Here is a 12926-nt window from a genome sequence, read left to right as displayed (position 1 = left end):
TAGGTTATACGCTTACCCACGGTGGGGGAAGAATAAAAGACAAACATAGATAAAAATAGGCTTTACAGCAATCTGCAAAAAGGCTTGGAGCCCTATTATCTCCAATTCTTTGTCTGCCTCACTCAGGAACTTGATAAGAAATTTTTTGGCCAATTCACATTACATGCATTTTATCGTATTTTTAGCTTGGAATGGAAAAATCACACACCTACCGCATAAACGTGACCTGGACAGGGAACAAGGGGCAAGGGACCGAGAGTTATCTTGCCTATGAAAGGGAGCACTTGCTTTCTGTAATAAATAAGCCAGATTTGATCTGCTCTTCGGATCCGGCATTTAGGGGAGACCCAACTAAATACAACCCAGAGGAAATGTTGGTCTATGCATTGTCCGCTTGTCATATGCTGTGGTACCTGCACCTTTGTTCCATAGAGGGGGTTCAGGTCCTAACGTATAAAGACGAGGCCAAAGGGGTTTTGATGGAATCCCAGGATATGGGTGGGAGGTTTAAGGAGGTCTTGCTCAACCCACAGGTAAAAGTTCCCAAAGCAAGCATGTTGGAAAAGGCAATTTCCCTTCATCGGAAAGCCAAGGAGCTGTGTTTTATTGCCAGCTCTGTTAATTTTCCCGTCCACCACAACTCTGTGGTATCGTTGGATAAATGAAAAGTAATCTGGATTACCACTTTTGGTTCCAATCCACAAATTCTGGAAATTCATTCTTGATAAACCCACTACTGCTTCTTTTATGCTGTAAAGCAAAAGTTCTCCTAACAACTCTAAAGCATATAGCCAAACTTAGAATTTTTATTTAAAAAGGTATTCCATTAAAATAAAGGATTCAATTCGTAGATCATCTTTAAACGCGTTAAAGCCCATATATGCAGGAATGCATCATGGGCTTTGTATATAAATAGTTGGTTAGTCAATATCACCTAATCAAATATAATGGCCAACGAGTTTCCTGACCACTGTCCCTACTCAGGGAAACCACGTTATTGACCGCAACTTGATTCCAGTGGATATTTAATATTTTTCTCACCACATCGTTTTCACCCCGCAAAATGTTCAGAGAATAAATCCCGGGCTTTAATCGGTTAAAATTGACGAGCACATGGTTTTGCCCGGTATTTTTTACCTTAAACTCGTCCACTAGCCTTTCGGAATTATCCCTAATCCTGATAGTGACCTCTTGGTCCATTGGTAAGGAACTGACATCCAATTTGGCGAATTTCCCCTTTTTCTCCACGGGAAGCAAAAGGTTGTCAGGATGGTTGGAGGAGGCTGTGGCAAAGGTGGACAAGCCCATTACCATAAACAGTACTGCAAACAGAGAAGCGGCATTTTTCAATGGAGTTTTCATGATTATAACAGTTTGGTAGTTAAATAATTGTTGATATTTGATAGGTTTTACGGAGGTAATAGTAGTCGGGTTGCCATTGTTAGTATAAATTATCAAAAAATAGTAAAAAATATTTTTATGATAGTAATACTATTAAATTTGAAGTGTGGTTTCTTGCGTCCTAAAACATCAAGACTCCCAATTATATGCAATCTGCATGAAGGTAAAAGCTAGGGCTTCGGTTGGAGGATCTTCTTCTGGGCAGCAGAAAAAAATACAACATCTGATTTCTAAAAATAAGTCAACTAACCCAAAAAAAAGCCGGATCAAAGTCATTTGATCCGGCGCAATAAGCTATTGTAATCCCAATTCATTTCTCTAATTGCTCAACGAGCCAATCTCCCACCTCGGAGGTTTTGTAGGCTTTATCTCCTTCTGAAAGGTCTTCGGTCACGATACCCTTCTCCAAGGACAGGTTTACCACCTCGGAAATGGCATTGGCTTCTTCTTGAAGCCCAAAGGCATATTCAAACATCATGGCTGCTGACAAAACAGTGGCCAAGGGGTTGGCAATGTCTTTTCCCGCTGCTTGGGGGTAAGATCCATGAATAGGCTCAAAAAGTTTTGTCTTGGTGCCAATGGAGGCGGAAGGCATAAGTCCCATGGATCCACTGATCACCGAAGCCTCATCGGTCAAAATATCCCCAAACATGTTTTCTGTGATCAGGACATCATAGGATTTCGGCCATTGGATAAGTCGCATGGCCACCGCATCCACAAATTCGTACTCCACTTTTACATCAGGATACTCTGGTGCAAGTCGTTGTACGGTTTCTCTCCATAGCCTGGAAGTGGCAAGTACATTGGCTTTGTCCACACAGGTCAGTAATTTTCTCCGCTTTTGGGCAAATTCAAAGCCCATCCTTGCAAGGCGCTCAATTTCCTCTACGCTGTATACACAAGTGTCAAAAGCCTTGGTGCCTTGCTCGTTTCTTCCCCTGGGCTCCCCAAAATAAATTCCCCCGGTAAGCTCCCTGAGGAATACCAGGTCTGTGCCCTCAATCCTGTCTTTCTTAAGAGGGGATTTATGAACCAGGGATGGAAAAGTAAAAGTAGGTCTTACGTTGCAAAACAATCCCAGTTTTTTTCGCATTTCCAAGAGGCCCTGCTCTGGTCTTACCTTGGCAGAAGGGTCATTGTCGAATTTGGGATGGCCAATGGCCCCAAACAAAACGGCGTCGGCCTTAAGGCAAACCTCATGGGTGCTGTCTGGATAAGGGTTTCCTACAGCATCTATGGCTGCGGCCCCGGTTAATGCTTCCTCAAAATTCAGGGTGTGGCCAAACTTCTTTCCTATGGCCTTCACCACTTTTACTGCTTGATCAACTACTTCTGGTCCTATGCCGTCACCGGGCAATAAGGCTATATTCATTTCCATAAGGATTGTTTTTTTCTGATTTTGTTTGGTTTAATTGTTCTATAATATTCAACATTTTTTCCGTGGCTTTCATGGCCGCAATGGTCTGGTCACTATCCAGACCTTTGGTCTTGAAAATTTTGCCATAATCCCAAGTAATCACACACTCCACAAAGGCATCAGTTTTGCCACCGGGGGGGATGCTGATATGGAAGTCAGTCAGCTTTGGAAGTGCCTTGTTAAGGGACTTATAAATTTTCTTTAAGGCCCTCATGAAGGAATCGTACTGACCGTCTCCAGAGGCATTTTGCTCATAGAACTGGTCATGTATTTTCATTCTTAACTGTACAGATGGCTTGAGTCCTTTTGAATGCACCATGTGATAGCCATCAATGCAGATATCCGTTTTGATGCTGTTGTTTTGTAGCACATCGGCGATGATGTATGGCAAGTCCTCTGTGGTGACTCTTTCTTTTCTGTCCCCAAGCTCAATGATTCTTTGGGTAACCTTCTTTAGCTCCTCAGGTTCTAAGGAGATGCCCAGTTCATTGAGGTTTTTAAGGATATTGGCTTTACCGGAGGTTTTCCCCAAGGCGTATTTACGTATTCTTCCGAAACGCTCCGGATCCAGGTCACTGTAATAGAGGTTTTTCTTGTTGTCCCCATCAGCGTGAATGCCCGCTGTTTGGGTAAAAACATTTTCTCCAACCACCGGCTTATTGGACGGAATATGAAGGCCTGAAAACTGTTCGACCAACTTGCTGATACGGTAGATTTTACTTTCGTTCACACTGAGTTTGCAATTCCCGAAATCCTTAAGTACAGCCACTACCGATTCCAGTGGAGCGTTTCCAGCTCTTTCCCCTAGCCCATTTACAGTGGTATGAATTCCTCTGGCCCCACCTTTTACGGCCTGTAACACGTTTGCCACAGAAAGGTCGTAGTCATTGTGCGCATGGAAATCAAAATGGTAATCCGGGAATTTGGAAGTGATCTCATCCATAAATTGACTCACCTCCACTGGTTGCAACAAACCTAGGGTGTCTGGGAGCATAATACGCTTTACTGGAAGCCCTCCAAGAAAATGGATCAGGGCAAGCGTAAAGTCTTTTGAGTTTCGCATGCCGTTGCTCCAGTCCTCCAGGTACACGTTCACGGATATCCCATGGCTGATGGCATAGGTAATACAGGCTTCGATTTCCTCAAAATGCTGTTCTGGCGTCTTTTTTAGCTGGTGGGTAAGGTGATTCAATGAACCTTTGGTCAATAAGTTCAAGACCTTTGCCCCGGATTCTACCATCCAGTCCACCGACATCGGGGTGTCCACAAAACCAAGCACCTCGATTTGTTCCAAGATACCTTTTTCTTTAGCCCAGCGAGTGATCTTTTTTACTCCCTCTAACTCCCCCTCAGAAACACGGGCGGAAGCCACCTCTATCCTATCCACTTTCAATTCTTCAAGTAGCAATTTTGCTATCTGAAGTTTTTCTGAAGGTAGAAAGGACACCCCTGAGGTTTGTTCGCCATCCCTCAGGGTGGTATCCATGATTTCTATTCGTGATTGATTACTCATTTTTGCTGTTTATGCGGTTCCCTGATAAAATTATGCCAACACCTAAAGAAACAGAGTATTTATTATGCCTTCTCGGTAAATTTAACAATATCCTCTTTTATATTAAGCAAGTAGTCGATATCATCAAATCCGTTCTTCATGTTTTCTTTCTTGTAGACATTGATGTCAAAAGATTCGCTTCTTCCTGTGGAAAGCAGGGTGATGGTCTGCGCATCAATATCCACTTTTACTTCAGTTTTGGGATCCTTCTCCACCTCTTGGAACATCTCATCGGCAAATGCAGGGGTAACCGTAACGGGCAGTACACCAATATTCAAACAGTTATTTTTAAAGATGTCGGCAAAGAAACTGGAAACCACGCACCTGAACCCATAATCGTAGAGGGCCCAAACGGCATGTTCCCTACTGGAGCCGGAACCAAAGTTTTTTCCGGAAAGCAGGATTTTGCCACTGTAAGTTGGATCATTGAGCACGAAGTCTTTTTTAGGTTTACCCTCGCTATCATATCTCCAGTCCCTAAACAGGTTGTCCCCAAAGCCTTTTCGTTCCGTGGCCTTAAGAAACCTCGCCGGGATGATTTGATCCGTATCCACGTTTTCCTCTGCCAAAGGTACTACGGTGCTAGTCAATACATTAAATTTATCGTAAGCCATGTTTACTTTCAAATTAGGATAGGTGATTCTTCAAACAATTCTCTAGGGTCGGTCACTTCTCCTCTGATGGCTACTGCGGCCACCGTCAGGGGACTAGCCAGGAGCGTCCTGGATCCGGGACCCTGTCTTCCTTCAAAGTTTCTATTGGATGTGGAGACAGCGTACTTTCCAGAAGGGATTTTGTCGTCATTCATCGCCAGACAGGCCGAACAACCCGGCTGTCTCAACTTAAAACCGGCCTCTTCCAGAATTGCTACCAAGCCCTCTTCTATGGCTTTCTTTTCTACCTCCCTTGAGCCGGGTACAATCCATGCCGTGATATTGTCTGCCTTTTTCTTTCCTTTTACAAATTGGGCTACCGAACGGATATCTTCAATCCGGCCATTGGTGCAGCTCCCCACAAAGACATAATCGATTTTCTTGCCCTTCATAGGCTCACCTGGATTAAAGCCCATGTATTGCAATGACTTCAAATAAGACTTTTTTGTGCTGGTGTCCATGCCATCGGTGGTAGGGATAGGGTCTTTCACCTTAATACCCATACCAGGATTGGTGCCGTAGGTGATCATTGGCTCGATATCCTCTGCATCATAGTGGTATTCCAAGTCAAATTGGGCTCCATCATCTGTCTTTAAGGATTTCCAGTAGGCCAAGGCTTTTTCCCATTCTTCCCCTTTTGGCGTATATCTTTTTCCCTTAAGGTATTCGAAGGTCGTTTCATCCGGAGCAATAAGGCCTCCCCTTGCCCCCATCTCGATGCTCATATTACAGATGGTCATACGGGCTTCCATGCTAAGGTTCCGAATGGCACTTCCTGCATATTCGATAAAATACCCTGTACCACCACTCGCAGAAATCTTGGAAATGATATACAAGATAATATCCTTGGATGTCACCCCTTTTCCAAGTTCTCCATCTACAGTGATGCGCATCTTTTTAGCCTTGGACTGCATGATGCACTGGGTAGCAAGAACCATCTCCACCTCGGAGGTACCTATTCCAAATGCGATGGTACCAAATGCTCCATGGGTGGAAGTATGGCTGTCGCCACACACAATGGTCATACCAGGTTGGGTAACGCCAAGTTCAGGGCCGATCACATGAACGATTCCATGATGGTCAGTTCCCAAATCATGAAGTTCTATGCCATGCTTTTTGCAATTTTGTCGGAGCTTTTCCACCTGCATCCTGGAGAGCTCGTCTTTAATGGTTTTTTCCTGGTCAATAGTAGGAACGTTATGGTCTGGAGTAGCAATGGTCCTCTCCGGAAACATCACCCCAGTCCCTCTCTTCTCCAAATTGAGAAAAGCCACAGGACTAGTCACTTCATGGATAAAATGCTTATCTATGAAGAAAACATCAGGTCCGTTGGGGATGGATTTCACTACGTGAGCATCCCATATTTTATCAAATAATGTTTTCTTTTCCATCATTTATTAATTTGTCGCTTTTATTGGCAGCTTGTTTAAGGCATCCACAAAGGCCCTTGCCGAGGCCAATACGATGTCGGTTTCAGAAGCAAACCCATAATAGGGTTTTCCCTCATGCATGATACGCATATGTACCTTGCATACATCGTCACTCCCTTTTGTCATGGCTTGGATGAGGAATTCATCCAATATCACTTTGTGTTCGATGAGCTGTTTGATAGATTTGATCACGGCATCTACCGGTCCATTTCCCTTAGAGCTTCCCGTAAGTACTTTATCTCCCATTTCCAGCGTCACTTCAGCATTAGCTTCTTTTCCTTCGGCACCTTGGTAGGAGATGTCCTGAATCTCAACAAGGAGCGAATGATCCATCTGCTCCCCAATTAGGGACAAAAGTTCCTTTCTCCCTATGTCCCTTTTGGTGTCTGCCAGTTCCAGGAAACGTTCGTAAATCTCATTGAGCTTTTCTCCCTCCACAGGGAAGCCAAGTAAGTTCAAGTGGTGTTTCAATGCCGCTCTTCCACTTCTGGCTGTAAGTACGATGGAGGATTCCTCCACTCCTACATCTTTAGGGTCAATGATCTCATAGTTTTCCCTGAATTTCAGTACTCCGTCTTGATGGATACCAGAGGAATGCGCAAAGGCATTTTTGCCCACGATAGCCTTGTTGGGCTGTATGGGCATGTTCATGAGTTTGGATATGATACGGCTGGTCTCGTAGATTTTCTTGGTAACAATATCAGTATGAACGGGAATTTCCGAATGGCATTTTATGGCCATTACTACTTCTTCCAAGGAAGTGTTTCCTGCCCTTTCACCGATGCCGTTCATGGTGACTTCCACTTGTCTGGCACCATTTTCCACCCCGGAAAGGGTGTTTGCCGTTGCCAACCCCAAGTCGTTGTGACAGTGGGTGGCAATAATGGCCTGGTCGATGTTACTTACGTTTTCTTTCAAGAACCGGATCAAAGCCCCATATTGAACGGGCAGGCAATACCCGGTGGTGTCCGGGATATTTACCACCTTGGCACCTGCCTTAATCACAGCTTCAATAATTTTGGCCAAATAATCTTTGTCTGCCCTACCTGCGTCTTCGGCATAAAATTCCACCTCATCTACTAGGTTCTTGGCAAAAGTTACCGCCTTTACCGCCCTTTCCAGTACCGCCTCAGGGGTACTTCGGAGCTTGTGTTGAATATGGTAGCCGGAGACTCCTATGCCTGTGTGAATCCTGCCTTTTTTGGCAAAGCGCAGGGAGTCAGCGGCTACCTCTATGTCCTTCTCTACCGCCCTGGAAAGGGCACAAATGGTAGGATTCGACACGGCCTTGGATATTTCCTGAACAGACTTGAAATCCCCGGGGCTGGAAACAGGAAACCCTGCTTCCAGTACATCCACACCCAAAGCTTCCAAGGCTTGGGCTACAATGATTTTCTCCCTGGTGTCTAATTGGCATCCAGGTACTTGCTCCCCATCTCTTAGCGTCGTATCAAATACCCAAAGCTTTTCTGTCATATCAATTGTTTTCTGGTCTCAATTTTCGGACTGTTGCACCTGCCTGCCACATTTCTGATTCCCTGAGCTCTTTCAATTCCTCTTCCAATTTCACCCTGTAGTCAGACTTACTGTTGGATTCAATGGACTTGCTGGCCTCTTTTCCAGTCTTCACACTGTTGTACAATTCCTCAAAAACAGGCTTTGTGGCATCCCTAAAAGGTTTCCACCAGTCTAATGCACCCCTTTGAGCAGTGGTAGAACAATTGGCATACATCCAATCCATCCCATTTTCGGCCACCAAGGGCATCAAACTCTGGGTAAGTTCTTCCACCGTTTCGTTAAAAGCCTCGGAAGGCGTGTGGCCATTGGCCCTAAGTACCTCATACTGGGCGGCAAAGATTCCCTGGATCGCTCCCATTAAGGTGCCCCTTTCTCCAGTAAGATCTGAAGTCACCTCTTTGTAGAAGTCCGTTTCGAACAGGTAACCTGAACCTACACCAATTCCTAAGGCTACTACCCTGTCCTTTGCTTTTCCGGTCGCATCCTGAAAGATGGCATAGGAGGAGTTCAATCCTCTTCCTTCAACAAACATCCTTCTCAAGGAAGTTCCAGAACCTTTTGGAGCCACTAAAATGACATCCACATCCTTTGGGGGCTCTATCCCAGTCTTGTCTTTATAGGTGATGCCGAAACCATGAGAGAAATACAGGGCTTTACCTGGACTTAGGTGCTTCTTAACAGTGGGCCACAATGCGATTTGGCCGGCATCTGAAAGCAAAAATTGAAGAATCGTTCCTCTTTCGCAGGCTTCTTCCAACTCAAAAAGGGTTTCTCCGGGTACCCAACCATCCGCTACAGCCTTATCCCAAGTTTTGGAACCTTTCCTCTGACCTACGATTACGTTAAATCCATTGTCTTTAAGGTTCAGCGCCTGACCGGGGCCTTGAACACCATACCCCAAAACGGCGATTACTTCATCTTTTAAAACCTCCTGGGCTTTTTCCAAAGGAAATTCCTCTCTTGTGACAACGTTTTCCTCAACTGTACCGAATTTCAGTTTCATAATAGTTTGTTAAATATGTGTGTTAGAATGTTATATGTTATAAATATTTGTCAATGGTTTCCATGGGCTTGGCTACTGCAACCCTTCCACTGCGCACAAATTCCAAAACCCCAAAGCCTTTTAAAACTTCGAGTAAGTCCTGCGTGTCCTCCTTGTGCCCGGTCAACTCAATGACCACAAAGTCCTTCTCCGCAGAAATGATCCTGGCGTTGTGTTGGCGAATAACACGCTCCAAACCAGGGTCCAAATTTTCTATAGGAATCTTATATAGGGCGATCTCCTGAAAAACCATTTGCTCATCTGTATAGTAAAAGGCTTTGATCACATCTATGATCTTGTCAATTTGCTTGGAAAGCTGTATGATTTGCTCTTCGCTTGTGGTGACTTCTATAGTGATCCTGTATATGCCTTCCTCTCTACTCTCAGAAGCAGTAAACCCATCAATATTGATACCGCGCCTGGTAAATATTACGGTAATTCTGCTAAGAATACCTATAAAGTTTTCTGTAAATACAGAAATTGTATATCTCTTCATCTAGTCTTTAGGTTTAGCTCAGTCTAATATCTTCCACCGAGGTGCCTGAAGCAATCATCGGGAACACATTATCCTCTTTTTCTACTGCTACCTCCAAGAAATAGGGGCCATCGTGTATAAACATTTCTGCAACGGCTTCTCTCAGGCCATCCCTTTTCTCCACTTTTTGCGCCTTGATGCGATAGGCTTCTGCAATTTTGAGGAAATCCGGGTTCTCCAACTCCGTAAAGGAATAGCGCTTGTCGAAAAACAGCTGTTGCCACTGCCTTACCATGCCCAGAAAGTTGTTATTCAAAAGAACAACTTTCACTGGAGCCTTGGTCTGCATGATGGTACCGAGTTCCTGAATGGTCATCTGAATACCTCCATCTCCCACCACACAAATTACCTGCCTATTAAAATCGTGCAGTTGGGCTCCCAAAGCAGCAGGAAGGGCAAAACCCATCGTTCCCAGCCCCCCGGAAGTAACCTGGGTGCGAGATTGATTATATTGGAAATATCTCCAAGCTACCATTTGGTGCTGCCCCACGTCGGTAACCAAGATGGCATCTTCTGCCTTGAATTCGTTGATATGCCGTATGACCTCTCCCATGGTAAGACCCTCCTTGGTGGGCAGCAAGTCATTTCCCACAACCACTCGTTTTTCCTCCGCTTCCAGTTCCCTGAATTTTTCAAGCCAACTAGTATAGGTCTTTTTGTCTACGGCTTTGGTGAGTTTTTCCAGGGATTCCTTGCAATCCCCCAAAATTGGCACATCGCATTTCACATTTTTGTCAATTTCTGCGGGGTCAAGTTCCAAGTGCACCACCTTCGCCTGCTTGGCATATCTGGAAAGGTCACCTGTCACCCTATCGTCAAAACGCATGCCTATTGCGATCAAAACATCACACTTGTTAGTCAACATGTTAGGAGCGTAATTCCCATGCATCCCCAATTTACCCACATAGTTTGGGTGAGATTCAGAAATGGCACCTGTACCCAACAAGGTACATGCCGCTGGAATTCCGGACTTCTCCAAGAACGCATTAAGTTCCTTTTCCGCTTTGCCTAAAACCACCCCCTGCCCATACAGCACGTATGGCCTCTCTGCTTTGTTAATTATAGCAGCTGCGGCCTGGATGGCTTTGTCATCTAATTTTGGGTAAGGCTTGTAGGAACGAATGTTCAAACAGGGCACGTAATTAAATTCACCCTCACTCACCTGAGCATTCTTAGTAATATCAATCAGAACCGGTCCTGGTCTGCCAGACCTAGCTATCTGAAAGCCCCTGGCTATGGCGGGAGCTATATCTTCCACTTTTTGTACCTGTATGTTCCACTTGGTGGCAGGCATGGATATGCCCACCACATCGGTTTCTTGAAAAGCATCCGTTCCCAGCAGGTGGGAGGGGACTTGTCCCGTGATGCAAACCAAAGGGGTACTATCAATCATGGCATCAGCAAGGCCGGTGATAAGGTTAGTGGCCCCCGGTCCTGAGGTGGCAATACAGACTCCTACCTTTCCGGAGACCCGCGCATATCCCTGAGCGGCATGAATGGCTCCTTGCTCATGTCTGGTGAGAATATGTTTGATTTGATCCACATAATCGTACAAGGCATCATATACAGGCATGATAGCCCCTCCTGGGTAACCGAAAATATATTTGGCATTTTCGGCTATCAGGGATTTGATTACAATGTCTGCGCCCCTAATTTTAGAATATTCCATAATTCTTTAACCATTATCAGTAACACATCCCTCAGATGCTGTAGAAACTAACTGAGAATATTTTTTTAACGTTCCACTTAAATGGGACAAGTCCTTGTTTTTCCAATTTTTTCTCCTTTTTTCGAATTCTTCCTCTGAAACCTCACAGGAAATGCTCAAATCTTCGGAGTTGATGGTAATGATGTCTCCGTCTTTTAACAGCCCTATAGGCCCGCCCATAAAGGCTTCAGGGGTAATGTGCCCTACCACGAATCCGTGAGTGCCTCCCGAAAATCTACCATCCGTAATCAATGCCACATCCGCACCCAAACCGGTACCGATGATGATGGAAGTGGGCTTTAGCATTTCCGGCATGCCAGGCCCACCCTTAGGACCTATGTATCGGATCACCACTACGTCTCCTTTTTCTACTTTATGGTTCTTCATGGCATCATTCGCCTCTTGTTCACTATCATACACTTTTGCCTTGCCAGTAAAGGATTTTCCCTCCTTTCCGGAAATTTTCGCCACTGCTCCTTCCGGAGCAAGGTTGCCAGACAAAATACATAGGTGGCCGGATTCTTTAATGGGATCCTCAAGAGGATATATTACCCCACCTTTTTCAGGTTTTACCGGTGCTATCTCCGCAAGGTTTTCCGCTAGGGTTTTCCCTGTTACGGTGAGGCAGTCTCCGTGCAGCATCCCATTGTCCAGCAGATACCGCATAAAGGCGGGTAATCCTCCCTGAAGGTGCAAATCTTCCATAAGATATTTCCCACTGGGTTTAAAATCCCCCAATAATGGGGTTTCGGCATTGATTTTTTTAAAATCCTCCAGGTTGAACTCCACTCCTGCTGTTTTAGCGATGGCCAATAGGTGCAATACCGCATTGGTACTTCCCCCTAATGATACAGCCACCCTCACTGCATTTTCCAGGCTTTTCTTGGTGACAATGTCCTTTGGCTTGATATTTTTCTCTAATAATTGGGAGATAAAATTACCTACCTCATCACATTCTTTTCGTTTTTCTGGGGAGGTGGCGGGGTTGGTACTGCTGTATGGCAGAGAAAGCCCCATGGCCTCTATGGCAGATGACATGGTATTGGCAGTGTACATACCCCCACAGGCACCAGCTCCAGGACAGGCGTTTTTGATTACGCCCATGTAATCTTCGTCATTTATCTCATTTTTGATCTTCTTGCCATATGCCTCAAAAGCAGAAACCAAGTTGAGCTTTTCGTTTTTATATTTTCCAGACCTTATCGTCCCTCCATACACCATGATCCCAGGCCTGTTTACCCTGAGCATGCCCATTACTGCCCCAGGCATGTTTTTGTCGCATCCAGCCACTACCACCACCCCATCGAAGGAATGGCCTAGGATAAAAGATTCGATAGAGTCCGCGATGATTTCGCGAGAAGGAAGGCTGTACCGCATGCCTGCAGTGCCCATAGAAATGCCATCGCTAATTCCTATGGTGTTAAAGACTAAACCAGTAAGCTTGGATTTTACAGTTGAATCCTTGATGGCTTTGGCAAAATCATTCAGGTGCATGTTGCACGGGTTGCTTTCATACCCACAGCTTGCAACCCCCACAAAGGGTTGCTTCATCTTTTCATCAGAAAGGCCCGTGGCATAAAGCATGGCCATTGAACCAGGATTCTCCTGATTATCACTTACTTCCCAGCTATATTTCTTAGAGTTGCTCATTAATTAATACATGTTTTTAT

At 45.0% G+C, this 12926-nt stretch carries 11 protein-coding genes; 1 reads left to right on the top strand and 10 read right to left on the bottom strand.

What is annotated here, in order from left to right; all coding sequences use genetic code 11:
* Positions 1 to 191: 191 nt before the first annotated feature.
* Positions 192 to 665: an OsmC family protein gene (locus DB520_RS23720; protein WP_114752275.1), complete on the top strand. Its 474-nt coding sequence runs from the start codon at positions 192 to 194 to the stop codon at positions 663 to 665.
* A 265-nt stretch (positions 666 to 930) separates the two neighbouring features.
* Here the strand turns inward: DB520_RS23720 and DB520_RS23715 are convergent, their stop codons facing one another.
* The 10 genes from DB520_RS23715 to ilvD all read right to left on the bottom strand — a co-directional run bounded on the left by DB520_RS23715 (position 931) and on the right by ilvD (position 12906).
* A complete protein-coding gene (locus DB520_RS23715; protein WP_114752274.1) occupies positions 931 to 1362 on the bottom strand; it encodes a T9SS type A sorting domain-containing protein in 432 nt (143 codons plus the stop codon).
* A 349-nt stretch (positions 1363 to 1711) separates the two neighbouring features.
* Complete coding sequence (gene leuB / locus DB520_RS23710; RefSeq protein WP_114752273.1) at positions 1712 to 2779, bottom strand: 3-isopropylmalate dehydrogenase; 1068 nt, start codon at positions 2777 to 2779, stop codon at positions 1712 to 1714.
* On the bottom strand, positions 2748 to 4331 hold the full coding sequence (locus DB520_RS23705) for an alpha-isopropylmalate synthase regulatory domain-containing protein (protein WP_114752272.1): 1584 nt from the start codon (positions 4329 to 4331) through the stop codon (positions 2748 to 2750). The genes leuB and DB520_RS23705 overlap by 32 nt, the downstream gene beginning before the upstream one ends.
* Positions 4332 to 4393: 62 nt before the next feature.
* The gene (gene leuD / locus DB520_RS23700; protein WP_114752271.1) at positions 4394 to 4984 is read right to left on the bottom strand and encodes a 3-isopropylmalate dehydratase small subunit; all 591 of its coding nucleotides are present in this window, start codon (positions 4982 to 4984) and stop codon (positions 4394 to 4396) included.
* A gap of 8 nt (positions 4985 to 4992) precedes the next feature.
* Positions 4993 to 6414, bottom strand: a complete 1422-nt coding sequence (gene leuC, locus DB520_RS23695; protein WP_114752448.1) for a 3-isopropylmalate dehydratase large subunit — start codon at positions 6412 to 6414, stop codon at positions 4993 to 4995.
* 6 nt (positions 6415 to 6420) lie between these two features.
* Positions 6421 to 7929 (bottom strand): 2-isopropylmalate synthase, encoded by a 1509-nt coding sequence (locus tag DB520_RS23690; protein WP_114752270.1) that lies wholly within the window; start codon positions 7927 to 7929, stop codon positions 6421 to 6423.
* A gap of 1 nt (position 7930) precedes the next feature.
* On the bottom strand, positions 7931 to 8974 hold the full coding sequence (gene ilvC, locus DB520_RS23685; protein ID WP_114752269.1) for a ketol-acid reductoisomerase: 1044 nt from the start codon (positions 8972 to 8974) through the stop codon (positions 7931 to 7933).
* Positions 8975 to 9011: 37 nt separating this feature from the next.
* Positions 9012 to 9509 carry an acetolactate synthase small subunit gene (gene ilvN / locus DB520_RS23680; RefSeq protein ID WP_114752268.1) on the bottom strand — a complete coding sequence of 166 codons (498 nt, stop codon included), beginning with the start codon at positions 9507 to 9509 and terminating at the stop codon, positions 9012 to 9014.
* A gap of 13 nt (positions 9510 to 9522) precedes the next feature.
* Positions 9523 to 11217, bottom strand: a complete 1695-nt coding sequence (gene ilvB / locus DB520_RS23675; RefSeq protein ID WP_114752267.1) for a biosynthetic-type acetolactate synthase large subunit — start codon at positions 11215 to 11217, stop codon at positions 9523 to 9525.
* 6 nt (positions 11218 to 11223) lie between these two features.
* Complete coding sequence (gene ilvD / locus DB520_RS23670) at positions 11224 to 12906, bottom strand: dihydroxy-acid dehydratase (protein ID WP_114752266.1); 1683 nt, start codon at positions 12904 to 12906, stop codon at positions 11224 to 11226.
* Positions 12907 to 12926: the final 20 nt, after the last annotated feature.

Origin of the sequence: Pleomorphovibrio marinus, assembly GCF_003347495.1 — a bacterium.
Taxonomy (GTDB): Bacteria; Bacteroidota; Bacteroidia; order Cytophagales; family Cyclobacteriaceae; genus Pleomorphovibrio; species Pleomorphovibrio marinus.
This window is presented reverse-complemented; position numbering and strand designations above follow the sequence as displayed.

Coding starts and splice junctions, on each gene's coding strand:
- DB520_RS23720 (WP_114752275.1), top strand. CDS start 192: ATGGAAAAATCACACACCTACCGCATAAACGTGACCTGGACAGGGAAC.
- DB520_RS23715 (WP_114752274.1), bottom strand. CDS start 1,362: ATGAAAACTCCATTGAAAAATGCCGCTTCTCTGTTTGCAGTACTGTTT.
- leuB (WP_114752273.1), bottom strand. CDS start 2,779: ATGGAAATGAATATAGCCTTATTGCCCGGTGACGGCATAGGACCAGAA.
- DB520_RS23705 (WP_114752272.1), bottom strand. CDS start 4,331: ATGAGTAATCAATCACGAATAGAAATCATGGATACCACCCTGAGGGAT.
- leuD (WP_114752271.1), bottom strand. CDS start 4,984: ATGGCTTACGATAAATTTAATGTATTGACTAGCACCGTAGTACCTTTG.
- leuC (WP_114752448.1), bottom strand. CDS start 6,414: ATGGAAAAGAAAACATTATTTGATAAAATATGGGATGCTCACGTAGTG.
- DB520_RS23690 (WP_114752270.1), bottom strand. CDS start 7,929: ATGACAGAAAAGCTTTGGGTATTTGATACGACGCTAAGAGATGGGGAG.
- ilvC (WP_114752269.1), bottom strand. CDS start 8,974: ATGAAACTGAAATTCGGTACAGTTGAGGAAAACGTTGTCACAAGAGAG.
- ilvN (WP_114752268.1), bottom strand. CDS start 9,509: ATGAAGAGATATACAATTTCTGTATTTACAGAAAACTTTATAGGTATT.
- ilvB (WP_114752267.1), bottom strand. CDS start 11,217: ATGGAATATTCTAAAATTAGGGGCGCAGACATTGTAATCAAATCCCTG.
- ilvD (WP_114752266.1), bottom strand. CDS start 12,906: ATGAGCAACTCTAAGAAATATAGCTGGGAAGTAAGTGATAATCAGGAG.